Raw genomic sequence first — 25,425 nt, forward strand, 5'->3', positions numbered from 1 at the left:
TATTAACGGTCTAGTGTTATACTAGAATTCGCTTTATTATATTTTTTATGTGCTATATTTTTTTGCTCTAAAATAGCGTAAAACTTACGATGAGAGATTTTTAAATCTTTAGTAATATCTCTCACTTTTTTCTTGCCTTTTTTATAAAGTTTCAGGTTTTTATTGACTTCTTTATTAAAATAATAAACTTTAAGTTGCTCAATAACTTCAGTTTCAGATGTATTTGATTGCTCAGCATAGCTATTTATGATAGCTTTGACGTCAAATAAATTAGTTTTCATAATTATAATTTTAAGGGAACTTTCACTATATCATTGATATAGCTAAAGTTAAAATTAATACTATAAAATTTCTATATGTTTTACTTATAGAAATGAGACTAAAGTTATGAAATATTTACTTAGCGTTTTTCTTTCTTCGCCAAGCGTTAAAGCCAAACCAAGCGGCTAATAACACTAAAAAAGGAATTAAATAAGACACAGGGTTGCCAGAACCACCTACAGTTGTGAACCATCGTTCCCAACGTGGATTTTTAAGTCCGTCCCAGCTCATCCAAATAAAGACAGGTTTGCCAACAACGTGGTCAAACGGAACGTAACCCCAAGCACGAGCATCAATTGAGTTGTTTCTATTATCTCCCATCATCCAGTAATAATCTTGTTTAAAAGTGTAAGATGTTGCTGGTTGATCATTGATGAATATTTGATTACCTCTCGTAACAATACTGTTTCTTTCGTATTCGCCAATTACACGTTTATAAAGTGGTAAGTCTTCCATATTTAATTCAATGGTTTCACCTTTCTTTGGGATGTAAATTGGTCCAAAATTATCATAACTCCAATCATAACCTGCAGCTCTTGGAAAAAGAGCATTAGAATCGATACCTCTTGGTGTTTCGCTTCTAGTAATACTGGCAATGTTTGGATGGTTTTTGGCTTGAGCTGCAGCATCTACAGTTGCCTCAATAAGCAATGTGTTTTGAGATGTAGGGTAAACATCGGTAATATCATAACGTTTTAATCCTCCATAAATTTGTTCACTGCTATACGATCCTTTTAATTTGACTTCGTATGCAAATTGAAGTTTAGCACGATCTGGTAATTCATTTAATTTACCATTGATATAAACGTAGCCGTTTCTTACTTCAAGAGAATCTCCTGGTACACCAACGCAGCGCTTAACTAAATTAGTTTTCTTGTCTATTGGTTTGTAATAATTACGATCTGGTGAAAATTTATTCATATCCAACAATGTATCTGCTGGCTGATTGAAAACTACAATATCATTACGTTCAATATCTTCAAATCCAGGAATCCTCATGTAAGGTAGCTGTAATTTGTTTTTTAAAGAGGTTTTACGATCTTCAAACTTATCATCAAACACATAAGATTTTACATTTAAACCAGGAATGGTATCATGCACCATTGGTGTGGCAACCGTTGTCATAGGGATTCTAGCTCCATAATGAAACTTACTTACAAATAAGAAATCTCCAACTAATAACGATTTTTCTAGTGATGAACTCGGAATTGTAAAGGGTTGAATAAAATAAGTATGCACAATAGTTGCTGCAACAATAGCAAATAAAATAGAACTTGTCCAATCTCCAGAACTAGATTTTGGTTCTAAATCTCTATCTTCGATATAGTTTAGATCTGCAGCGTAATTAAGATAGAAATTGTAAAACCCTAAAGATATTACTGCCAAAAAGGTGTCTAGAAATTCGTTTTTACCAAAACTTCTAGCTGTTTCTACCCAAACTACTGGTAACATAATGAGGTTTACAATAGGAACAAAGAGTAGGATAGTCCACCACCAAGGACGATTAATGATTTTCATTAATACCACTGCGTTATACACAGGAATAAAAGCTTCCCATGCTTGACGACCAGCTTTAACGTAAAGCTTCCAGGTTCCAAGACCATGAATGATTTGGATCACTAGAATAAAGATTAACCATTGTGTAATTGTCATATCTATAGTTTAATTTCTTTAATGAGTTGAAAAGTATTTAAAAACGTTACATCTAACTTAGCTATTAACTAATATTTAAGACATCTTTCATCGTAAATACTCCTATTTTATCATGAACATATTCTGCAGCGATCACAGCACCTAAAGCAAAACCTTGTCGGCTATGCGCAGTATGTTTAATTTGAATGCTATCTACTTCAGAGTCATAGTTTACATCATGAGTTCCAGGAACGTTTTCAATACGCTTTGCAAAAATACCAATCTCATTTTGGTTTGGCGTATCTAAGGTCCATTTTTCATAATTTGTTTCGTCAATTATACCGTTTGCAAGTGTAATTGCGGTTCCGCTAGGTGCATCTAATTTTTGTGTATGATGAATTTCTTCTACGGAAACGTTATACTCTGGTAATTTGGCCATTAATTTAGCTAAGGTCTTATTGAGCTCAAAAAATATGTTTACTCCTAAGCTAAAATTTGATGCATATAAAAATGTGCCTTGCTTAGTGTCGCAAAGTGAGACCATCTTATCATAATCATCTAGCCATCCTGTTGTTCCTGATATTACTGGAACACCAGCTTCTAAACATTTTGAAATGTTAGCAACTGCAGAAGTTGGTAGACTAAAGTCTATGGCAACATCACAGTTTTGGAGTGTAAAACTTTCCGAAGCACTTGAGACTTTTAATATAATCTCGTGACCACGATCTAAAGCAATGGTTTCAATTGCTTTACCCATTTTTCCGTAGCCTAACAATGCAATTTTCATAGTTTAGAATTTGAAATTTAGGGTTAAGCCTAGATTGGTATTATTTTCCATTTGATTGTACTTAAAATGTGGTCTAAGAGAAAGATCTTCATCCACATTAAATTGGAGTAGGTGTGCATCAACGTTGGCATCTACAATGTTTAATGCGTACATGCCAATTGCAATTAATAATGCTAATTCTTTGTTTCGTCTCAACTGTTGTTGCGCTCTAATAAGTCCGTCGTCAGAGATATTTTGAAACGGATCATCGCTAAAACCAGCTAAACGTCTTTTGTAGGCATCTCTATATAAATCAAGATCTTTATCATTTTGAATGTAGAGATAAACGGGAATTCCTATAGCTGCGTAAACTAATGGGATTTTCCAATATTTTTTATTGTAGGCTTGACCTAATCCAGGAAGCACAGCAGAGTAAAATGCTGCTTTTGAAGGCGCAAGCACATCTAAAGGTGCTCTTTTTTTTGTGGAGATAGAATCTTGAACAACCATTAAATTTGTGTCTACTTCATCAGTCGTTTTATCATTTTGTGCAAATGTAATAGAACTGAAAAGGAGAAATAAAATACTGGTATAGACTAATTTATTTAGCACTTTGAACTAATTTTTTTATACGATTAAAATCTTCTTCAGAATGAAACGGAATTGTAATTTGACCTTTACCATTCTTTGACACTTTAACGGCAATTTTATGCCCAAAGTATTCAGAAAATTCTTTTACACCTTTTTTAACAAATTTAGGAAGTTCTTGGGATTCAACCGTTTTCTTATTGGTAGGTTGGTTATAGTTTTTTACCAAAGCCTCAGTAGCTCTAACCGATAATTTATCTGTTATTATTTTCTCGTAGATATCTAATTGGTCGTTTTGGTTTTCTATATTAATCATGGCACGACCATGACCCATAGAAATAAAACCATCTCTCATACCAGTTTGAATAATTGGGTCTAATTTTAATAAACGTAAATAGTTAGCGATAGTAGATCGTTTTTTACCTACACGCTCGCTCATTTGTTCTTGGGTTAGTGCAATTTCATCAATTAATCGTTGATACGATAAGGCAATTTCTATTGGATCTAAATCTTGCCTTTGTATGTTTTCAACCAATGCCATTTCTAACGACTCTTGGTCGTTAGCGATTCTAATATACGCAGGAATTGTAGCTAATCCTATAAGTTTTGATGCTCTAAAACGTCGCTCACCTGAAACTAGTTGAAACTTATTAAACTCTAATTTTCTAACTGTTATGGGTTGTATAACACCAAGTTCTTTAATAGAAGACGCTAATTCTCTTAGGGTTTCTTCATTAAAATTAGTTCTTGGTTGAAAGGGATTAATCTCAATAGCATCTAAATCTAATTCAACGATATTGCCAATAATAGTATCAGCGTTTTTGTCTTGAGCAGATTGTATATCGTTAGAAGGGTCTTTCAGCAATGCTGATAAACCTCTACCAAGTGCTTGTTTTTTTGTTGCCTTAGCCATTATGCGTTTTTATTTATAATTTCTTTAGCTAAACTTAAATAGTTGGTTGCGCCTTTACTACTTACATCATATTTAATGATGCTTTCTCCATAACTTGGCGCTTCTCCTAATCTTACATTTCTTTGAATTATGGTTTCAAAAACCATATTACTAAAATGTTTTTGGACTTCTTCTACAACCTGATTAGACAAGCGTAAACGAGAATCGAACATGGTTAATAGTAAGCCTTCAATATCTAAATTTTTATTATGAATTTTTTGAACACTTTTTACCGTATTTAATAATTTACCCAAACCTTCTAATGCAAAATACTCACATTGAATAGGTATAATTACAGAGTCGGCAGATGTTAATGCATTAAGTGTTAGCAAACCAAGTGATGGTGCACAATCTATTAAAATATAGTCGTAAGATGATTTTAAGTGACCAATAGCTCTTTCAAGCATATATTCACGGTCTTCCTTATCAACAAGTTCTATTTCTATAGCCACAAGATCAATATGTGCAGGTATTATATCTACATTTGGAGAATCTGCAGCAATAATACATTGTTCTGCAGTTGCTGTGTGTTCTAGTAATTGATAAGTTCCAATTTCAACTTGCTCTACATCTAGTCCTAAGCCAGAAGTTGCATTGGCTTGAGGATCTGCATCAATAAGCAATACTTTTTTTTCTAGCACACCTAATGAAGCTGCTAAGTTTACAGATGTTGTTGTTTTACCAACACCTCCTTTTTGATTGGCAATTGCAATGATTTTACCCATTAAATGATTTGGTTTAGGTTTAAAGAGATTTCAAAATTTCTCTAGCGTAAAAATACGATTATTTGTGAGTTTTGGAAATTGAAGTTGTTAACACTTCGTGAAGATTTTATCTATTGAAATTAGTAAGCATTGCCAATGTTTTCTTTTAGTTCTCTAATTAATTGTTCTAATGTGGTTTCAGGCATTTTTATAACGCACATTATCTCATTTTCGGCATTAAAGTCTTCAATCACAAGTGTGTAATTATTGTCTTCTAAATAACCAACTGGGTTTTTCGCAAAATTTATAGTGTCAAAGTATTCCGTTTTTACACCATCTTTAAACCATCGGTAGTTTGCTGTATATGTACATAGATTGTTTGAAAATGTAATTTCCTCTTTTCCGTAGGTATTCCAAAGCGCAATACGTAGGAGGTAAAAACCTAATAAACTAAAGATAAAAATCATTAGAAAAAATCCTGCTTTGATTCCGTTTCCTTCGGAAATGTAACGTATCAATCCAACTATGGGAAGAGTAAAAAGCATAAAGCTAAACACAAACATTAAAACACTCACAACAATAGGAGCGGGTTTAACAAAAAGTGTGAGTGTGTTGCCTTTTAATGTGTAATGATTACGGTTCAATTATAATTTTAAATAAATACCCAATAATTATCGTTTAAGGTTTCTTTTTAAAGTTTATGATATATGATGCTTTTAATGCAAAAGCACTTGTCTCTACGTCAATTTCAAAATTATTATTTAAAAAAACAGAATAAGTTTCTTGAGTTTTAGGCTGATATAGAAATACTAATTCAAAACTTTTGCTAATTTGAATACCTGTTTCAAATCCATAAATAAAGCTAGTTCCTGAACCTGATATGTCTGAAAATATTGAAGTTCCATTAGATTTTAAGTCGTAATCAGTAAAGTTTAAGCCAAAATTAACTCGTACAAATGGATTTATTTTTTTTTGATGTCTAAAATAGAAAGTAGGTGATACATTTAATAAAAATGAGCTTCTTTCTATATCAAAAAATTCGTTTTCAAATGCTGGTGTGCTTATATAGTTTAGAGAGATGTCAAAATAAAGTTTATCTCTAAGTCTGCCAAAATGAGAAGGCGATACATTTATACCAGCAAAAACACTGAATCCTGTATTGTTACTTTCAGAAACACTAGATTGAGCATCGCGAACAATAGACTCAAAACTATTAAAGTAGATACCGCCTCCAAAATCAAAAGAATATATTGTTTTTTGAAACTTATATTTTAAATTTAATTTCTGTTTTGATGTTAATTGGTAACCTTCTGTGTATGACTCACACTTATTATAACTTTCTGTTAAAGTAATTAGAGTTTTTTTATTAATTGATTCATTTTTTAATTGAGATCTTACTTCCAAACAATCTTCAAATACCACAGATAAAATACCAAAATTTCTTTTATAATCTTTATTGAAATCTTCTAGTTTAATCGATTTTGAGTCTTTAGATAGGTTTTGAATGAAATACTGATTTGATTCTATGTTGCTAAAAAGTGATGCTTTTCCTTCAACAAGAAGAATGTAAAGTTTTACTGAGTCAGCTGTATTTAGAGTCTGGTAAATTTGATTTAAAGCGTCAAATTTAAACACTATCCCTTGCTTGTCTTTAAGATTAATTATTTTATTATCACTAGTGAATTTAAAACTTAGCTTATCATTAGAATTATCTATATTATTTGAAAATAGACCTTTTTGAAAATTTCCATTTACCAAAACTTCTCCTGGAATATCAAAGTTTTGTGCGAATACAATGTGAGCATTTATCAGAAAAAAGATTATAACAACATAGTATTTTTTAATCATAAGTTAGAAGGTATTATGCTTTAACTCAGCAGTTCGTTTTTGGTTTATAAAATGCTAAACTACAACTTTTTGTGTAATATTTTAAATGTGAAAATATTAAGTAAAATTATAAAATTTGTATTAGTTTTTTAATCAATCAAAACCTCCAAGATCTTAATTGCTGCATCACTAATTTTAGTTCCAGGACCAAAAACGGCAACTGCTCCAGCGTCAAATAAATATTGATAATCTTGCTTTGGGATGACGCCTCCAACGATGACCATAATATCATCTCGACCATAGTTTTTTAGTTCTTCTATCACTTGAGGTACGAGAGTTTTATGTCCTGCAGCTAAGGAAGATACACCTAAAATATGCACATCATTTTCAACAGCTTGCTTAGCAGCTTCTTTTGGTGTTTGAAATAGCGGACCAATATCCACATCAAAGCCTACATCGGCATAACCAGTAGCTACGACTTTAGCTCCACGATCATGACCATCTTGTCCCATTTTGGCAATCATGATACGAGGTCTACGACCATCTTGATCAGCAAATTGATCTGCGAGTAGCCTTGCCTTTTGAAAGCTGTTATCGTCTTTTATTTCTTTACTATACACACCAGAAAATGTTTTAATTTGTGCTTTATAACGTCCAAACACGTTTTCGAGAGCATCACTAATTTCACCTAAAGTAGCACGTTCTCTCGCTGCATTTACGGCTAAAGCTAATAAATTTCCTTGTTTTGAGCGAGCAGCTTCAGTTAATTTTAATAATGCATTGCTAACAGCTTCTGTGTTTCTTGTAGCTTTTATATGTTCTAGGCGCTTTATTTGGCCTATTCTTACCGTTTGGTTATCAACTTCTAGTGTTGAAATAGGGTCTTCTTCGTTTAAACGATATTTATTAACACCAACAATAACGTCTTGGTTAGAATCTATTCGCGCTTGTTTACGAGCTGCAGCTTCTTCTATTCGTAATTTTGGGATACCTGCTTCAATGGCTTTTGTCATTCCGCCAAGTTCTTCAACTTCTTCAATTAATGTCCAAGCTTTTTGAGCAATATCATGTGTAAGTTTTTCAACGTAATAACTTCCTGCCCACGGATCAACAGTTTTTGTAATTCCTGTTTCGGCCTGTAAAAAAATTTGCGTATTTCTCGCAATACGCGCAGAAAAGTCTGTTGGTAAAGCAATGGCTTCATCTAAAGCATTGGTATGTAAACTTTGTGTGCCACCAAAAGCAGCAGCAGCAGCTTCAATTGTTGTTCGCGCGACATTATTAAAAGGGTCTTGCTCAGTGAGGCTCCAGCCAGATGTTTGGCAGTGTGTGCGTAAAGCTAGAGATTTTTGATTTTTAGGGTTAAATTGACTCACTAATTTTGCCCATAACATTCTAGCTGCTCGCATTTTAGCAATTTCCATAAAATGGTTCATACCAATGGCCCAAAAGAAAGATAATCTAGGAGCGAAGGTGTCAATATCCATTCCTGCTTCTAATCCTTTTTTTATGTATTCTAAACCATCGGCTAAGGTATACGCCAATTCTATATCACAGGTTGCTCCAGCTTCTTGCATATGATAACCTGAAATACTTATACTGTTAAATTTTGGCATGTTTTTACTCGTATATTCAAAAATATCTGAGATAATTTTCATGGAAGGTGTAGGAGGATAGATATAGGTGTTTCTCACCATAAACTCCTTTAAGATATCGTTTTGTATCGTACCGGCTAACTCTTTGGGATCAACACCTTGTTCTTCGGCAGCTACAATATAAAATGCCATAATTGGTAACACAGCACCATTCATCGTCATTGAAACCGACATTTTATCTAAAGGAATTTGGTCAAAGAGAATTTTCATATCCTCAACCGAATCTATGGCGACACCTGCTTTTCCTACATCGCCTACAACGCGTTCATGATCACTATCATAACCACGATGTGTTGCTAAATCAAATGCCACGGAAAGTCCTTTTTGGCCAGCAGCAAGGTTTCTACGATAAAAAGCGTTACTGTCTTCGGCAGTTGAAAAACCTGCATATTGACGTATTGTCCATGGTCTTCTTACATACATTGTAGAATACGGTCCACGAAGGTTGGGCGCAATTCCTGCTACAAAATTTATATGCTCTACATTTGATAAATCATCTTTAGTGTAGGAAGATTTGATATCAATATCTTCGGCAGTTCTAAATGTCTTTTCGCTTACTGACTTGTCATGGTTAGTAGTAGATGATAAGGTAATATGTTGAATGTTTTTACGCATTATTTTACGACTATTTTTCTATAAATGAATTGTAGATTTTATATGACTTAGAATAAATATTGATAACATGATTGATTCATCTGTAATTCATTCATTTAATGGTTGTGACCGTCACCAGCTGCATGTTCTGTTTGTGATTTACCCTTAGCAAAGGTTTCTGTTGATTTACTTAGGTCTCTATCATAAATTTTTCCGTAGTACAACTCTAAAGCCACGTATGCAGCTAAATATTTATCGTCCTTCATGCCAAAGGTATTACGTTTTAATTGGCCTTCAAACATTCTAATACTCATACTGTTAGTTTCAATTAAAGCGCTAAATGTTTGTTGTAGTTGTTCATCTTTGATATTTTCTCCAATACACTTAAAAATAGGGTGTGAAAAATCAACTTTACTACCATCAGGATTGGTTGTCCAAAGGGTTTTATCTTGTTTGAGCGCTTCTAGGACCTTTTTTGTATGATCTGAAACCATTTTAGAATAATCTACTTTATTTGATATTGCCTGACTTACAAAAAGGCTATAAGCTCTTGATAGAACAGGAGTTCCTGGTGTATAGAAGTTGGCAAGATCTTCTTCAAATGATTGTATTGCTTCTTGGTAAATACCGTTATCAACGCCTTCACAGTCAATGAGCTTTTGAACACTTGGAAATTTATAGTCAAAATCTACAATTTGGTTAGGACTTTGTTCTTTAGTTTTAGTTTCATCTTTACAATTAAATAGACATAAAGAAATGGCAAGTAATATTAATTTGTATTTCATGATTATATTAATTTTCGGTTGATTGTTCTTCATTTAAACGCTGTTGCTCTAAAGTTTCAGCTAATCGTTTTTCAATTATAGGTTCAATTAAAGTTTTTATAGGATTGGTTTTAACAAAAGGATAAAGTTCTAAAGCATCTTTCATTTTATCCTGCATATTTGGGTGTTTATTGGTGCCTAATAAGGTAATATCTCCAGCATTAAATTGATCTTGTTCTTTTGTTGCACTTTCTTTTATTTTTTTCTGAATAGTGCCAGATTTAAGCTGTGATAAAAATCCGCCATTTATTTCAATATCTTTAAATAGCTCCAAAGCTTTATCACATAATTGCGTTGTTAACGCTTCTATATAATACGCACCATCTGCAGGATTATCAACTTTATCAAAATAACTTTCCTCTTTTAATACGAGTAATTGATTTCTAGCAATACGTTCGCCAAACTCATTATCTTTATGATATATGGCATCATAAGTTAGATTTGTAATACGATTTGCTCCTCCTAAAATGGCACTCATACATTCTGTTGTTGTGCGCAACATATTGGTATTGTAGTCATATAAGGTTTTGTTTCGTTTTGTTGGCGTAACATTTATTTGGCAATTGGTATTAAAACCATAATCACTAGAAAGTGCTTTAAACAATATTCGTAAGGCTCTTAATTTAGCAATTTCGAAAAAATAATTTGTACCTACGGAAATATTAAAGGCAACTTTAATGTTTTCTTTTGATTGGCTATCAATGCTATTATCTAAGTGATTGAAATATTCATTGACGTGTGCTAAAGCATAAGCAAGTTGTTGCACCATATTTGCACCAGCATTTTGATACAAATTAGCATGTATTGTAATTAAATTAGTGTGTTTTATAATGGTTTCAAAGTGTGTGTGGTCATTTTTTAGATTATCAAACCAATTTCCTGTTTTAGCAAGTTGTCCAATGATATCGATTTGGATATCTACGGAATGTTCTTTTGTGATGGTTTTTACATATTCCGAAGATAAAAAAAGTAATTTTAATGATATTAGAGTAGAGGAGGTGTCTATGTTTTTAAGGAGATCTTTGGCTAGAATGTCTTTTGAAGGAATAATAAATTCTACAGACTCTGCACCTCTAGATAAAGCATCTATGGCTTTAGCATTGGATTTTGCTGTATTTGAAACATAAATAGACTGACAAATTTTAAACGCTGTGGCTTTTGAGTTTACCACGTTAGGTTTAGTATCTATGTCGTCTTTATGGTAAAATGGTTTAACATCAATACCTTCATTTGTATGCCAAATTAATGTATCATTATAATCTGCACCTTTTAAATCTACCTGGATTTTTTGTTTCCATTGTTTAGAAGATACTTTAGTAAAATTATTAAATAGTATTTTACTCATTGTTGTGTTCTAATTTTAAGCTGTCTTCGTATTCTATGATGTAAATATCTTCATTTTCTTTCTTCATATAATATTTCTCTCGAGCTAGTTTTTCAATACCGTCATCTGTACTTAATTCTTTTATGGCTTTTTGGTCTTTTTCTATTTCATTTTTATAATAGGCTTTCTCGTCTTCCAAATCTGAAATATCTTCATTGAGTTCACGATGAATTAAAAGCGAATTAGAGTCTATAAAAAGCATCCAAATAGCAAAAAAGACAAATACAATAATAAATATGTTTCTAAACTTCTTGATATTTAACTTAGTTTTTCATTAATAATAGTCTTAACTATATTTACAGCAACCGTGTTATATTTATTGTTTGGTATGATGATATCTGCATATTCTTTCATGGGTTCAATAAATTGTTGGTGCATAGGTTTTAACGTATTTTGGTAACGTGTTAAAACTTCATTAATATCTCGTCCACGCTCAGTTATGTCACGTTTTAAACGTCTAATTAGTCGTTCGTCACTATCTGCATGCACAAAAATTTTGATGTCAAATAATTTACGTAATTCTGGATTTGTAAGTATTAAAATACCTTCAACAATAATAACTTTTCTTGGGTTTGTTTTTACAATATCACCAGTACGATTATGTTTAACAAACGAGTATACTGGTTGGTCAATTGCGTTTCCAGCTTTTAATTCTCTTAAATGTTGTTCTAACAATTCAAAATCTATAGATCTTGGATGGTCAAAATTAATTTTAACACGCTCTTCGTAACTTAAGTGTGTTGTATCCATGTAGTATGAATCTTGGGATATTATTCCAACTTCACCTTCTGGTAATTCGTTAAGTATTTGATTTACAACTGTTGTTTTTCCGCATCCAGTTCCACCGGCAATTCCTATAATAAGCATATATAAAAGACTAATATTTTGGTGACAAATTTAGCAATTATGATGTAATATCAAGGTTCAATTTTCGAAACTTCATCTACAGTTGTTAACTTATCGTTTGAATTACCCCAACTGTTTGTAATATAGTTCATGACATCGGCAATTTCGTTATTTTCTAACCCTAATGGAGACATTACACCATTATATTTTTGACCATTTACTGTAATCTCGCCAGACTGACCATATTTAATAGCTTTTAAGCTTTTTGCTCGATTATTTTTAAGATAGTCTGAATTTGCTAAAGGAGGAAATGCCTTAGGTACACCTTTTCCGTTAGGTAAATGACAAGAGACACAAAAATCGTCGTAAATGCTTTTACCACGTATTATACTTTCTTTAAGTGCAGAACTTTGTTGATTTATATTTTCTTCGGAAATAGTTACAACTGAGAGTTCTTTCTTTTTTTCCGAAGAATTACACGATATTAACAAAAGCGTTAATCCTAATACATAAGTTATTTTCATCATTTTGTTTTAATTAGTTTTACGATACCTAAATTTTCTATTCCTACATAAATGTATCCATCAGGTCCTTGATTTATTGATCTCACACGACCTAAGCCGTCTAATAAACGTTCTTCTTTGATAACTTTTCCGTCTTCAATATAGCAATTATCTAAATACTGAAACTTTAAAGATCCCACCAATAAATTGTTTTCCCATCCTTTATAGTTATCACTTGAAATAAATTCCATACCACTTGGCGCTATAGAAGGTGTCCAATAATGTAACGGTTGTTCCATTCCGGGTTTTGCAGTGTCATCTGTTATTTTAGTGCCTATATAATTAACACCATAGGTTATTATTGGCCAACCATAATTGTTTCCAGCTTTTATGATGTTAATTTCATCACCTCCTTTTGGTCCATGCTCATGAGTCCAGATATCTCTAGTTTCTGGATGTATGACCATACCTTGAGGATTTCTGTGTCCATAAGAATAGATGGCTGTTTTAGCATTTTCATGATCCACAAATGGATTGTCTGTTGGAATAGTGCCATCATCATGTAATCTATAAACCTTGCCACCATCTCTAGTAATATCTTGAGGGTTATCATCACGATTTCCTCGCTCGCCAATAGTAAAAAACAAATACCCATTATCATCAAATACTATTCTCGAACCAAAATGTTGACCTTTAGTTGTATTTGGAGTGGCCTTATAAAGCACTTTTTGTTCAAATAATGAATCGTTAGCATATTTAGCTCTCATGATAGCTGTATGTCCTCCTTTGTTTTCACCTTCAGATGATGCGTATGTTAAGTAAAGCCATCCATTATTTTTAAATTTAGGATGTAATTTAATATCTAATAAGCCACCTTGTCCGCGATTGTAAACTTTTGGTACACCTTTAACTTCAGTTTTTATTCCGTTTTTATAATGAATAATCTTACCTTCTTTTTCATTAATTAGCATGCTTTGGTCAGGTAAAAAAGTAAATCCCCAAGGGTTAATTAATTCTGATACAACGAGTTCGTAAGAATGTTCTGTGTTAATTGGGTTTTTATCTTGTGCACAGGCAACAAAACTTAATAAACCGGTAATAATAAGAGATTGTACTAGAATTTTCATGAAAATAAATTTTATGTTTAAATTTAATAATAAAAGTTGTCAATTTTTAAAGAAAAGGTATATATTTGCACCTCGAAATTTTGAGAAACTTATTATTCTTAAAATATGAGATAACCAAATTCGGGGTGTAGCGTAGCCCGGTTATCGCGCCACGTTTGGGACGTGGAGGCCGCAGGTTCGAATCCTGCCACCCCGACTTTATTGAGGGCTCTTAGCTCAGCTGGATAGAGCACCTCCCTTCTAAGGAGGCGGTCGAAGGTTCGAATCCTTCAGGGCTCACAAAAAGTCTTACCTTAATTGGTAAGACTTTTTTGTTTTTTAATAATAATATCTTTCATTTTTAAATTCAACACTAAGTGATAACGGTTTTCATAAAATAATTAAGATTTTAATCCATTAAGGTTAAGTTTTATGCTGTTTTTTTGTTTTTCTATAATAAATTTGTTAAAATTTTAACATAATGGTCTAGTTTTTGATGCTTATCAATTTAAATCATTATTTTGTCTAACTAACATATTCAGTATTATGAAACATTTATTTTTATTAGCCACACTCATAGTTGGCACTTTAACAGTAACAGCTCAAGATGCAGTACCAGATTGTGTAGCTGCTGGTTGTTATGATCAAGTAGGAGTTGGTCAAAGTTATGACTACAACAACTTTTTTTCTGAAAGTAGAGCTATTAGTTTTCCTGTAACTCAAGCGAACAAAAAAATAATAGATGATTTTCAAACAGCTTCGATAAACGTAAATGGAAAGTCAACCGTTTATTCAGCTAGATATAATCCCATATCTAATGAAATTGAAATTAAAGGAGATAATGATGATGTATATAATATTAAAAGATTAAAAGATGTTAAAATTTCATTTAATGGCACCAATCAATTTTATAAAGCGGTTGTTTATAAGGATGCATTTGGACAGGACATGATTGATTATTTTAATATTTTAAATACTAGTGATATACTATTAAAGCGCATATCGTATTCTTATGTTAAAGCAAAGGAGGCTAAAAGTAGTTATGATAAAGCAAAACCTGCTTATTATAAAGAAAAAATAAATTATTACTATGTTGATAATTCTGAGAGGTTAATCAAACTTTCAACTAAAAGAAAAGATATTAAAAAACGATATGAGAAGAGCGCTACTGAAATTTTAGCATATATTAAAACTCATAAAATTGATGACTCTCAAGAGTTAGATCTTCTGAAATTTGCTACATATTTGAAGCGTTTAAAGTCAGAAAATTCACTTAAAAATAGATTAGTAGAGAATAAATAATGAATTGTTAATAACTTTTTATTCAATTTTAACAGTCAATCGTCTGTGTTCTAGCGCTATATGCTGAAAGTCAATACTGCTTTTTTGGTATTTCTCAAAACATCAAGTATTACTGGGCTTTACGAACATTTGTATGTTAAAATTTTAGTCGATTTGTTGTCAATTAATCATGTATTTCATCGATAGTTTTATCTAAAAAATGTATTTCGTCGAATAATTATTGTGTTTCAACGATAAAAAAGCTTGTATTATTTAATTTTACAACTATATTTGCGGTGAATTTCATTAAACCCCAAATCGATGAAAAACCTACTTAAAAATGCAATTGCATGTGCAATTGTTATGACTACGCTTTTTAATTGTTCAAATGAATCAATTGAAAATGAAGAGCTGCAACAACAAGCTTTTCCTGAAAGCCCTAATGTACAATCTGATTGCTTAGATCAAGATCCTCAGGCGAGAATTACCAACAACGGTTCGATTTCTATTACGTTACAAGTTGTATCTATTGACGGAACAATTTTACATACTGTAGATAATATTGCACCTAATGATCAGTCTGGGTATTTAACATTTGCTCCTGATGAGATTATTTTTAACATTTCTAAAAACACAACAGGATTGCAGGATGATAAAGTTGTGCATTCTATGGATCAGTGTATGAGCTATGACATGGTAATTGGAGCCGATAATTATTTAGTTGCTGGATCTCCAGATACTTTATAACTCAATTAGTTTTAGAACCTATTACTATAATTTTATTATTAAGATAGTTAGTTGTAAAAAAGAGATAGGTGTTTCCACCATCTTTTATGTTATGCTTCTTTCTTATTAATTGTACAGTCTCAGGAAAATTTCTAGTTGTAATATTGGCTTTTGAAATATTTAGTGCCTTTATATTTTTTTTGTTGTAATCAATTATAGATTCAATTTTAAAAGATCTACCAGGAAACATTGTGAGCTCATTGCTAGTATAGAGATGTGAATGTTGATGGAGTTTTGAGACATTTAATTGTTTTGAGACACTGTTAAAAGCACCAGATTTTAAAATAGCAGCATTGGGCTCATATAAATACTTTTGAGGTTCACTATAGCTCGACATATTTATGGATTCATCATTTAATTTAAATGAAAATGCTTCTATATTGTTATTTATAATATTTACCGTTTTAATAGATATATTTCCTGTAAACCCTTTTTCTAAAACCCAAATGAGTTCTTTAACTTCATTTTTAACTGCAACTACATGAATGTCTTTTACATGTTTTAATTCATTTATTCCAATAGTTAAGTCTAATAGTGGAGAGGTTTTTATGGCTATATTGGTTGTATAATTAAATAACGTATCTAAATGAAATGGTACATTTGGTAAACAATCGTTTAGAAAAAACACTTTTCCTTTTTTCTCATGTCTTCTAGAAGGATCTATATAAATCCAGTCGTAATGTTTTTCATTAGATAACAAATAATCGATTCCATCTAAGGCAACGGTCTTTATGTTTTTAACATTAAGTTGCGTATAGTTGTAGTTAACAATTTTAGATAAGTTTTCATTAATCTCACAGTGTACAACCTCTTCAAACTGTTTTGCAAAATAAAAACAGTCTACACCAAAACCACCAGTAATATCAATAATAGAATTTCCTTTAAATAATGTGGATTTATAATTTGCAGTAATTTCAGATGACGTTTGTTCTATATTTAACTTATTTGGGTAGTATATCTTTTCCGAAGAAAACCAATTAGGAAGTTTCTTTTTGCTTTTAGCTTTTGCTTCAATTTGCTCTATAATTTCCTGTGTTGACACGGTTTCAAAATTGGTGCCTTTTAATAAAATCTTAGATATGTTTGTTGTAAGATTATTAGAAATAAACGCTTGTATTTCGGTATTTAAAATGTCAGAATTCAAAAAAAAATTATATGCCTTTGGTTAGTTTTTTTACCAATTTATTATCTGCTAAAAACTCTTTTAAAACCACTTTTATAGCTGTATAAACAGGAACAGCGACAATCATGCCAACCACTCCAAAAATGAGTCCTGCAATAATAATGATCAAGAAAATTTCTAAGGGATGCGATTTTACACTTTTAGAGAAAATAAAAGGCTGGCTAAAGAAATTATCAACCAATTGAGCGACTCCTATAACGATAAACGTGTACATGAGATTTGGTAAAACGATGTCATTAAAGCTCTCTCCAAGATTATTAGTCATTACTAAAAACAGCATTAAAACTCCGCCAATCAATGGTCCTAGATATGGGATTAGATTAATGAGAGCGCATAAAAATGCAATAACTACGGCATTTTTAACACCTATAATTAACAAACCTATAGTGTAAATAACAAATAGAATAAATATTTGAAGGAATAGCCCAACAAAATAACGTGATAACAAATCTGATATTTTTGACATAGAACGATTTGTGTTCATCTCTTTGTCAATAGGTACAAAAGTCATGATCCCTTTTTTTAATAGACTGCTATCTTTTAAAAAGAAAAAAGCGATAAACAACACAGACATTAAGCCTATACTAAAGCTTCCCAATCCAGATACAAAGCTATTTAGAAAATTTGGTATGATACTATAATCCATATTAGACAAAATTTTCGATTCTTTTATCGCTTCTTCTGCGTCAATATGATTGAGCTCTAAATAACTAATTGATTCTGTATATAAAGATTCAATATTTCCTCTAAGTTGATCTATATCTAATAGAGATAAGTTATGTCCTTGTTCTACCAAAAGCGGAATTAACAAACTAACAATACCTGCAAAAATACCGACTAAAAATAGCATTGTGGCAACAACAGCAATCGTGTTGTTAAATTTTAATCGCTTTCTTAAAAACATGACAATAGGTCTGCCAATAAGAGAAATCACTCCTGCAATAAGAATGTAAATAATAACAGATTGTATTTTGTATAAAAAAAACAAAATCAAGGCAATGCCAACAATTACGCCAACTGCTTTTAATATGCCATTTGCTATTATTCTAGAATTCATGTAGTAAATATATAAAGACTTTAGTTAAGACTGTTTTATTTGCTTTGTTATTTCATATAAAGTTACACTTGTGGCTTGTACCACATTCATACTGCTATTTTGGCCAAACATATCAATGTGAATCACTGCATCGCAAAGTTTTAATATTGTGTCTGAAACCCCAAAATTCTCATCTCCAATAACTAAAGCAATGGGTTTATGCTTCGGAAATATAAAATCTACCAATGCCTTGCTTTTTGAGGTGATTTCTAGCGCGATAATAGTATAGTCTTTCTGTTTTAACTCAGAAACCACAGTTAAAGCTTCGGCTGCTTGTTTAAATTTAACAGATTTCTCAGTAGCTCTAGATGTTTTGGTCATCTTTCTACCTAATGGTATATGTGCTCCACAAAACACCAACTCTTCAACACCAAAAGCATCTGCTGTTCTAAACAAACTGCCAATATTTGGCGCATTGGTGACGTTTTCACAAATAACTGTAATTGGAAATGTATGAGCATTAAAATTAATAGAGTAGTGGTCTAGTTGCATTTTAAGTATAATACAGTATTAAGGTTCTAGTTAAAAATTCTTAACCCATTACAATCAAAAGGTACTGAAAAACAGCCAAAGCATTCGCAGGCATAATTAAAATTAGAAATTCCTAAAGTATAGGTGTGTGAGTTTATCTCAGCCAATGGTAAAAGTAAAAATACGATAACTAAAACCAAACCAATGCCTTTAAAAAATACAGTTTTCATAGTTAAAAGTTTTAATTCTCAAAAGCATATTTTACAATATTTGCTCCCATTTTAAGTGCTTTTTCTCTAACATCTTCAGGATCGTTATGAACTTCGGGATCTTCCCAACCATCACCAAGATCACTTTCAAATGTAAATAAAAGAACCAGTCTGTTTTTATGAAAAATGCCCAAGGCTTGTGGTCGTTTACCATCGTGCTCATGTATTTTAGGCAAGCCTTCAGGGAATTTATAAGCTGTATTAAAAATCTCATGATTTTTTGGAAGCTCTAGCAAATCGAGATTTGGGAATACTTTTTTGAGTTCCTTTTTAATATAAGGTTCCATACCATAATTGTCATCAATGTGTAAAAAACCACCAGATGTTAAGTATTTGTTTAGGTTTTTAGCATCTTCATCAGAAAAAAACACATTACCATGACCTGTCATGTGCAACAAAGGAAATTGAAAAATATCAATACTACCAACCTCTACAACTTGCGGTTTTGTTTTCATTTTGGTTTTAATATTGGCATTGCAATAGCTAATAAGATTAGGAAGCGCAGTTGGATTACTATACCAATCACCACCTCCTTTATATTTCACAATTGCTAAATCCTGAGCATTACTGTTGACTGTTGTAATACTAGCCAAAATCAATACTATTAAAGTGTGAATTGTAAAATATTTAGAAATAAACCTCATAAATCAAAAATAGAAATTAAAAGTACTGAAACCCGTTTAAATAACGTTAATTTCTTCAATGTTTACCAAAATATTTAGTTTATAAAGTCAATGACTTTTTAAGATTCATTGGTAAATACTACAGAGTGACATGCAACAATTGCAGCAGTTTCTGTTCGTAGTCGTGTGTCTCCAAGAGTTACAGGTGTAAAATTATGTTGTAGTGCTAAATTAATTTCTTTTAAACTAAAATCACCTTCAGGCCCAATTAAGAGCGTAATATCTTGGTTTGGTTTTAAACTTTGTTTGAGCGACTTTTTATTTGTTTGCTCACAATGCGCAATAAATGTTTGCCCATCAAACTTTTGTGTCATAAAATCTTTAACTGATATCGCTTTATTTAATTTGGGTAAATAACAGGTTAAGGATTGTTTCATGGCAGACTGTAAGATTTTTTCATAACGTTCTGCTTTGATAACTTTTCGTTCGCTATTATCACAAAAAATTGGTGTAATACTGTCAATGCCAATTTCGGTAGCTTTTTCTAGAAACCATTCATAGCGATCATTCATTTTTGTTGGTGCTACGGCAAGATGAAGCTTATAATTTTTTTTAGGCTGTAATGTATGAGATGTAATTTTTGCGATGCAATTTTTTAAATCGGCCAGAATAATTTCCGCAGTAAACAACCAACCGTCACCATTTGTTATGTGTAAAATATCACCAATAGACTTACGTAAAACTTTTACAATATGTTTGCTTTCCTCTTTGGTAAAGCGAAGTTCTGTATCGTGTTGTGTTAAGTCTTTATTATAAAAGAGTTGCATTATTTTCTAGGTTCAGTCACTTTTAAAACTTTCGACTCTTTTATTAAGCGTTTGTCATGGGTGATTAAAACCACGTAGTAAGCGCTAATATCTGGAATGTCGATTTTAAAAATATCATCTTTTCTATAATCGCCTTCAATTACTTGTCTTTCAAACTCTGGGTGTAAATCCCCATTTGTAAACCAACCTAAATCGCCTCCTTGTTTGGCCGTGTTATCCATTGAAAATTGTTTGGCTAAATCGGTAAACCTATAACCGTCTTGATATTTTGCAATTACTTGGTTTCTAATGATATTTACATCTTTAATAGATCGCTTTCTACCATCAATATATACACAACTTACTCTATAATATGGGATTTCATTTTTTTCAATCACTTTATAATACGTTTTTTGAGGTGCATCTTTAAAGTATTTTTTAGATCCTAAACCCATATTTAAGATGTCTTCTGCCATACGAGTTTTGTGTTTTTCCTCATTAAAAACAATGACTTTGCCTTTTACAGTGTTATTCTTTTTAAAGAAAATAGTGACATCATCTAGCGTTTGAATAGAATCTAATGATTTTTCAAAATCCTTTTGTGCAATTACAATTGTAGTAGAAAATAGTAAGGCAGTGACAAGTAGATTTTTAAGCATAATATGGTGTATTTATAATTTGTTTCAAAAGTACTAGCTTGAAACATATATATAACGGTTGTGAAATGAAGTTCTCAAGAAATGATTGTTTATAACTCTAAAAATAGTTTATTTTACTGCAATCATACTAATTTCGACGTTTACAAATTTAGGTAAATTAGCAACTTCTACAGTTTCTCTAGCAGGAGCAGTTTCTGCATCAAAGTATTTACTATATACGTCATTGATATGGCTAAAATTGTTCATGTCACTAATAAATATTGATGACTTGATAACATTTTCAAAAGTCATGTCTGCGGCTTTTAATACAGCTTTCAAATTTTGCATGACTTGTTCCGTTTCCGAAGAAATAGAATCTAAAACCAATTCGCCAGATTGCACATTAATTGCAATTTGTCCAGATGTATATAAGGTGTTGCCTGTTAAAACGGCCTGATTGTAAGGTCCAATAGGAGCAGGAGCATTGGGTGTATTAATTATCGTTTTCATAAGATCTTATTATAGTCGTTGATCACTTTGTTTACGCTTGTCGTATTTAAGATCTTTAAGTAAGCTCGATTTAATACCGATAAAGAAATTCCATGAATTATAAGGTCCAAAAGGAACCCAAGTAAAATTCATTCTCCAACTTAGTAGATCACGTTCAAAACGTAGTTGTGTTTGAGTAAAGCCTTTGTTTACAAAGTCATAACCTGAGGATGCTCCAATAGACCACATTGGTGATATTTCTACGTCACCAGAGAACATGAGTGAATTACTCGAAATGGCATTTTGTCTAGCAGAGTTACCGTAATTAACAGCATATGCTAATCTTAAACTCCAAGGTATTTTAAAGTTATAGAGTTCAGATTCTACCTCTTTGTCATCTTGGTCATTTTCATCATCTGTTAATCGTTGGTCGGCAAAATCTTGAGGTTTACCAAATAGATCATCAGCTCGACCACCACTTCTTAAATTATTTTGCATGGCAGGATCGTCTTCATTTCCAGTGCTCACAAATGTTGAACTAGAAAGCGTATAACTAAGATTTAAATTGGCAGATGTTAATCTAAATAAACTACCACCATTATTAATGTTAAAGGCGTCAATTTTTCTATTGTTATTATCTAATGCATAAGGATCCAGAACCATACCAAAATTGATATTCATTTTGTCTTTTAATATGGTTGTACCACCAGAAACTCGCAATGGACTCCATTGTAAAGAATCTCCTGCAAAGTTATACGATGTAGAAAAGTTTAAACTATTTAATAATTTAATTTTCTTTGGTTCGGTTGCTGTGCTGTCTTTATCTCTAACTTTAGCTTCAAAATTATTACTTAATGAGATACCCATTGAGCTAGAAAATGTCTTGTTAGGTGTACCAAAGAGAGAGCCTTCAAACCTTGTGAATTCTCTATTAACTTCATCTACAGTTTCTCCATCTGCATTTGCTGTCTCAAACGTATCATAATATTGATCAAAAGCTGGATTAATGTTATAGCTTATAGATGGTCGCATAACATGACGAATTTGTTGTATTGCAGGATCTTTTCCTTCTTTTCTGAAATCGAACATACCATAAACTGTGGTTCCAATACTGGTACTAAGGTTGTAAGTAAAGAAGCGATCAAATTGATTTAGCTCTTCTGTAATAACCGTACCGTCTACATCTTCATACTTATTAATGGTGTTAAAGGTCCAATTTTCTTCAAAATTCATACTGGCACTCATACTAAAATAATCAAAGACCTTAAAATTTGTAGTAACAGGAATAGAATGTAAAGCACCAATTTGTGCATCATCAAACATTTCAGACTTAAAAAATAAGGAGTCTGTAGTTTGAATCCTATTTTCACCTCTTACATTATATTGAAAATTTATATTTTCAATAATACCTTTTTTTGATCCTGTTTTTGGAGCAAAAGGATATACACGACCAACACTAGCTTGCACTGTAGGTAAGGTCATATTAATTTCTTGAGTATTTGTGTTTTGAGAATGTGTCGCAGTAACATTTAGATTGACTTGCGGTTCTCCTTGAAAGGTTTTAGAATAAGATACAGAAGACGACAAGGTGTTATTTTGTGTATTGGCTAAATTTAATTGGTTAATAGATTCTCTATAATACTCGCTACTACCCAAGTTTACAAATGCCGAAAATCGAGAATTAGGATTTGCTTTAGCGTCTTGAGAATGAGACCAACGAATATTATAAATAGTAGACTTTAAAAAATCGGGAAAACCGGCTTCACTATTGATTAGATTTTCATATCTAAAGCTTACATTTCCTTTAAATTTATAACGTAATGCATAATTAGATTCAAAACGTAAACCATAACTACCATTGGTATAATAATCACCTAATACTGCTAAATCTAAATAATCACTTATGGCAAAATAATAGCCTCCATTTTGTAAAAAATACCCACGATCATTTGCTAATTCTTGTCCAGGTGTTGGCATAATTACTCCAGAAGTACGTTTTTTAGACATCGGAAAGTAAGCAAAGGGTAAGCCAATTGGTGTTGGTACATCGTAAATAAATAAATTGGTTAAACCGGTAACCACTTTCACACCAGGTACAACTTTTGCGGTTCGCATTAAGAAATAATATTCTGGATCATCGAGATTTTCTGATGTTGTAAATTTTCCATTTTGTATAAACAAAGTGGAGTCATTTTCCATTTTGGTTTTCTCGGCTATAATGGTTCCTCCACTTTGCTCTGTTTTAGAATTAAATATTATAGCTTTTTTACTAACCGTATTAAAAATAATAGAATCAGGCTCAACCACACTTTCTCCTTGTGTAAATACAGGTGCTTGAGAATAATTACCTAAACTATCTTTTACACGTCCTGCATATACTAAATCTTTACCATGATTAATGACAATAATACCAGATTTAATATTCATGTCGCCATAGTTTACTTCGGCTTCGTTAAATAAAGTGGTCGTGTTTTTACGCTGGTTCATGCGCACATAATCTGTGGCTTTATACTTTACAATGCTTTCTAGTGTTTCTTTTTTCTTCGGAATAGAATCCGTTTTTGTACTATCGGTTTCCTTTAAGTTTTTAGGAGTGTCGAGAATTTTACCTACACTAACAATAGTAGTGTCATTTTTTGTTGTAGGTTTTATAGGCTCCTTAGGTTTAGGCAATTCTTGAGCCAAGCAAAACATGTTAATAAACATGGTAAAACTTAAGGTAAAAAGTATGTGTAAGCTTTTTGTACGCAATGCTTTTAAATGTATTTTTGCTAAAGTATGGCTCGGTTTTTGAATTCCCAAAATTACATAGATTTTTTATGATTAATTTATAATTCATTCAATTTATATTAAGTCTCAAATCATTAGAGGACCTAATGCTGTGATTCTTAAAATAAAACGAGTTGATAAAACGTTAAACACGTATGAAAACGACATCACGTAATATATTAGTATTGGTAGGTTTTTTATTTACCAGTATTTTAACAACTGCACATGGATTTCAAAAGGATAAGGACAAATTTGTCGTTGTTCTAGATGCTGGTCATGGTGGTCATGATTCTGGTAACACTGGTAATGGCCATAAAGAGTCTGACATTGCTCTTAAAATAACACTTCAAGTTGGTAAAGAGTTAGAGAAAAATAAAGACATCAAAGTTATTTATACCCGAACAAAAGATGTATTTGTAACGCTTAGAGGACGTGCAAAAATAGCAAATGATGCTGATGCCGATTTATTTGTATCTGTGCACTGTAATGCACACAGCTCTCAAGCCTCAGGCACAGAAACCTTTGTACTTGGAGTAGCCAATACAAAGCGTAATATGGAAATAGCTAAAAAGGAAAACGAAGTTATTTTCTTAGAATCAGATTATGAAAAACACTATGAAGGCTTTGATCCTGACTCTCCAGAATCTCTAATTGTACTTGGACTTTTATCTGAAGAATACACAGAAAACAGTATCAAACTGGCTAGAATGGTTGAAGATAATTTTGAAAAAGGCCTAAAACGTAAAAGTAGAGGTTTAAAACAAGCTAGTTTGTGGGTGTTGCACAATACATATATGCCTAGTGTTCTTATTGAGGTAGGTTTCTTAACCAATAATGCCGAAGGGAAATTTTTAAACACTAAGTCTGGACAAACAAAAATGGCTTCTGGTATCAAAAAAGCGATTATGGGTTATAAATCCTATGTAGAGCAAAATGTTGGTGAAAATATTTATCAAGGTACCGAAATTGAAACCGTTGAAATTACAGGAGAATCACAAATCATAGAAAATGTGGTGTTTAAAGTGCAAATTGCTGCCAGCTCTAGAGAAATAGCTCCAAAATCCTATAATTTTAAAGGTTTGTCAGACATCTCAAGAGAGAAAGTAGGTAAGGTTTATAAGTATTATTATGGCTATACTTCAGATTATAACGCTATTAAACAAATGCAACAAAAGGCTGTAGCAAAAGGTTATAAAGACTGTTTTGTTGTAGCTTATAAAGATGGAAATAAAATAGATGTTTCCGAAGCCATATCAACAGCAACGAATTAGAAAACTTCTTTATTTCTAATTAGAAACATTCTTTATATTAT

27 protein-coding genes and 2 tRNA genes are annotated in these 25,425 nt (G+C 31.8%); 5 read left to right on the forward strand and 24 right to left on the reverse strand.

Features of this window, described 5'->3' with window-relative positions; translation table 11 throughout:
• Positions 1–2 precede the first annotated feature (2 nt).
• The 15 genes from TD29_RS04015 to TD29_RS04085 form a co-directional block, all read right to left on the reverse strand.
• On the reverse strand, positions 3–281 hold the full coding sequence (locus TD29_RS04015) for a hypothetical protein (RefSeq protein WP_040279075.1): 279 nt from the start codon (positions 279–281) through the stop codon (positions 3–5).
• Between the two features lie 115 nt (positions 282–396).
• A complete protein-coding gene (lepB, locus tag TD29_RS04020) occupies positions 397–1,974 on the reverse strand; it encodes a signal peptidase I (protein WP_040279076.1) in 1,578 nt (525 codons plus the stop codon).
• Between the two features lie 64 nt (positions 1,975–2,038).
• Positions 2,039–2,740 carry a 4-hydroxy-tetrahydrodipicolinate reductase gene (dapB, locus tag TD29_RS04025; protein WP_040279078.1) on the reverse strand — a complete coding sequence of 234 codons (702 nt, stop codon included), beginning with the start codon at positions 2,738–2,740 and terminating at the stop codon, positions 2,039–2,041.
• Between the two features lie 3 nt (positions 2,741–2,743).
• Positions 2,744–3,331 (reverse strand): DUF5683 domain-containing protein, encoded by a 588-nt coding sequence (locus tag TD29_RS04030; RefSeq protein ID WP_040279079.1) that lies wholly within the window; start codon positions 3,329–3,331, stop codon positions 2,744–2,746.
• The gene (locus tag TD29_RS04035) at positions 3,321–4,220 is read right to left on the reverse strand and encodes a ParB/RepB/Spo0J family partition protein (protein WP_040279081.1); all 900 of its coding nucleotides are present in this window, start codon (positions 4,218–4,220) and stop codon (positions 3,321–3,323) included. Before TD29_RS04035 ends, TD29_RS04030 begins: the two co-directional genes overlap by 11 nt.
• Positions 4,220–4,984, reverse strand: coding sequence for a ParA family protein (locus TD29_RS04040; protein WP_040279082.1), 765 nt, complete (start codon positions 4,982–4,984; stop codon positions 4,220–4,222). The genes TD29_RS04035 and TD29_RS04040 overlap by 1 nt, the downstream gene beginning before the upstream one ends.
• 119 nt (positions 4,985–5,103) lie before the next feature.
• A complete protein-coding gene (locus tag TD29_RS04045; RefSeq protein WP_052466970.1) occupies positions 5,104–5,607 on the reverse strand; it encodes a hypothetical protein in 504 nt (167 codons plus the stop codon).
• 34 nt (positions 5,608–5,641) lie between these two features.
• Entirely contained in the window at positions 5,642–6,811 is a 1,170-nt protein-coding gene (locus TD29_RS04050) for a hypothetical protein (protein WP_040279084.1), read from the reverse strand.
• 128 nt (positions 6,812–6,939) lie between these two features.
• The gene (gene scpA, locus TD29_RS04055; RefSeq protein ID WP_040279085.1) at positions 6,940–9,063 is read right to left on the reverse strand and encodes a methylmalonyl-CoA mutase; all 2,124 of its coding nucleotides are present in this window, start codon (positions 9,061–9,063) and stop codon (positions 6,940–6,942) included.
• A gap of 92 nt (positions 9,064–9,155) precedes the next feature.
• The gene (locus TD29_RS04060; protein ID WP_040279086.1) at positions 9,156–9,824 is read right to left on the reverse strand and encodes a hypothetical protein; all 669 of its coding nucleotides are present in this window, start codon (positions 9,822–9,824) and stop codon (positions 9,156–9,158) included.
• Positions 9,825–9,831: 7 nt separating this feature from the next.
• Positions 9,832–11,208, reverse strand: a complete 1,377-nt coding sequence (locus TD29_RS04065; protein WP_040279087.1) for a methylmalonyl-CoA mutase subunit beta — start codon at positions 11,206–11,208, stop codon at positions 9,832–9,834.
• Positions 11,201–11,503, reverse strand: a complete 303-nt coding sequence (locus tag TD29_RS04070; protein WP_040279088.1) for an FtsB family cell division protein — start codon at positions 11,501–11,503, stop codon at positions 11,201–11,203. The genes TD29_RS04065 and TD29_RS04070 overlap by 8 nt, the downstream gene beginning before the upstream one ends.
• Before the next feature lie 2 nt (positions 11,504–11,505).
• Positions 11,506–12,114 (reverse strand): uridine kinase, encoded by a 609-nt coding sequence (gene udk / locus TD29_RS04075; RefSeq protein WP_040279089.1) that lies wholly within the window; start codon positions 12,112–12,114, stop codon positions 11,506–11,508.
• Between the two features lie 50 nt (positions 12,115–12,164).
• On the reverse strand, positions 12,165–12,620 hold the full coding sequence (locus TD29_RS04080) for a c-type cytochrome (RefSeq protein ID WP_084203384.1): 456 nt from the start codon (positions 12,618–12,620) through the stop codon (positions 12,165–12,167).
• Positions 12,617–13,723 carry a PQQ-dependent sugar dehydrogenase gene (locus TD29_RS04085; RefSeq protein WP_040279090.1) on the reverse strand — a complete coding sequence of 369 codons (1,107 nt, stop codon included), beginning with the start codon at positions 13,721–13,723 and terminating at the stop codon, positions 12,617–12,619. Before TD29_RS04085 ends, TD29_RS04080 begins: the two co-directional genes overlap by 4 nt.
• Before the next feature lie 121 nt (positions 13,724–13,844).
• On the opposite strand from TD29_RS04085, the gene TD29_RS04090 reads away from it, so the two are divergent.
• The 4 genes from TD29_RS04090 (at position 13,845) to TD29_RS04105 (ending at position 15,730) form a co-directional block, all read left to right on the forward strand.
• Positions 13,845–13,919: transfer RNA gene (locus TD29_RS04090), tRNA-Pro, on the forward strand.
• A 9-nt stretch (positions 13,920–13,928) separates the two neighbouring features.
• A tRNA-Arg gene (locus TD29_RS04095) sits at positions 13,929–14,002 on the forward strand.
• 246 nt (positions 14,003–14,248) lie between these two features.
• Positions 14,249–15,004 carry a hypothetical protein gene (locus TD29_RS04100; protein WP_040279091.1) on the forward strand — a complete coding sequence of 252 codons (756 nt, stop codon included), beginning with the start codon at positions 14,249–14,251 and terminating at the stop codon, positions 15,002–15,004.
• Positions 15,005–15,304: 300 nt separating this feature from the next.
• Complete coding sequence (locus TD29_RS04105) at positions 15,305–15,730, forward strand: hypothetical protein (protein WP_040279093.1); 426 nt, start codon at positions 15,305–15,307, stop codon at positions 15,728–15,730.
• Between the two features lies 1 nt (position 15,731).
• Here the strand turns inward: TD29_RS04105 and TD29_RS04110 are convergent, their stop codons facing one another.
• The 9 genes from TD29_RS04110 to TD29_RS04150 form a co-directional block, all read right to left on the reverse strand.
• Positions 15,732–16,913 carry a class I SAM-dependent methyltransferase gene (locus TD29_RS04110; protein ID WP_040279094.1) on the reverse strand — a complete coding sequence of 394 codons (1,182 nt, stop codon included), beginning with the start codon at positions 16,911–16,913 and terminating at the stop codon, positions 15,732–15,734.
• Between the two features lie 7 nt (positions 16,914–16,920).
• Positions 16,921–18,009 (reverse strand): AI-2E family transporter, encoded by a 1,089-nt coding sequence (locus tag TD29_RS04115; protein ID WP_040279095.1) that lies wholly within the window; start codon positions 18,007–18,009, stop codon positions 16,921–16,923.
• A gap of 24 nt (positions 18,010–18,033) precedes the next feature.
• Entirely contained in the window at positions 18,034–18,540 is a 507-nt protein-coding gene (locus TD29_RS04120; RefSeq protein WP_040279097.1) for a TrmH family RNA methyltransferase, read from the reverse strand.
• A gap of 26 nt (positions 18,541–18,566) precedes the next feature.
• Entirely contained in the window at positions 18,567–18,749 is a 183-nt protein-coding gene (locus TD29_RS04125; RefSeq protein WP_040279098.1) for a hypothetical protein, read from the reverse strand.
• Positions 18,750–18,760: 11 nt separating this feature from the next.
• Positions 18,761–19,381, reverse strand: a complete 621-nt coding sequence (locus TD29_RS04130) for a DUF4159 domain-containing protein (protein WP_394331530.1) — start codon at positions 19,379–19,381, stop codon at positions 18,761–18,763.
• A gap of 149 nt (positions 19,382–19,530) precedes the next feature.
• Entirely contained in the window at positions 19,531–20,238 is a 708-nt protein-coding gene (locus TD29_RS04135; protein WP_040279099.1) for a 16S rRNA (uracil(1498)-N(3))-methyltransferase, read from the reverse strand.
• Positions 20,238–20,876, reverse strand: coding sequence for a peptidylprolyl isomerase (locus TD29_RS04140; RefSeq protein ID WP_040279100.1), 639 nt, complete (start codon positions 20,874–20,876; stop codon positions 20,238–20,240). The genes TD29_RS04135 and TD29_RS04140 overlap by 1 nt, the downstream gene beginning before the upstream one ends.
• 108 nt (positions 20,877–20,984) lie before the next feature.
• The gene (locus TD29_RS04145) at positions 20,985–21,365 is read right to left on the reverse strand and encodes a Rid family detoxifying hydrolase (RefSeq protein ID WP_040279101.1); all 381 of its coding nucleotides are present in this window, start codon (positions 21,363–21,365) and stop codon (positions 20,985–20,987) included.
• Positions 21,366–21,374: 9 nt separating this feature from the next.
• Positions 21,375–24,146 carry a putative LPS assembly protein LptD gene (locus TD29_RS04150; RefSeq protein WP_040279103.1) on the reverse strand — a complete coding sequence of 924 codons (2,772 nt, stop codon included), beginning with the start codon at positions 24,144–24,146 and terminating at the stop codon, positions 21,375–21,377.
• Positions 24,147–24,268: 122 nt separating this feature from the next.
• Between TD29_RS04150 and TD29_RS04155 the strand changes: the two genes are divergently transcribed.
• The gene (locus TD29_RS04155; RefSeq protein ID WP_040279104.1) at positions 24,269–25,384 is read left to right on the forward strand and encodes an N-acetylmuramoyl-L-alanine amidase family protein; all 1,116 of its coding nucleotides are present in this window, start codon (positions 24,269–24,271) and stop codon (positions 25,382–25,384) included.
• Positions 25,385–25,425 lie beyond the last annotated feature (41 nt).

This window comes from Psychroserpens damuponensis, assembly GCF_000826655.1.
Taxonomy (GTDB): Bacteria; Bacteroidota; Bacteroidia; order Flavobacteriales; family Flavobacteriaceae; genus Psychroserpens; species Psychroserpens damuponensis.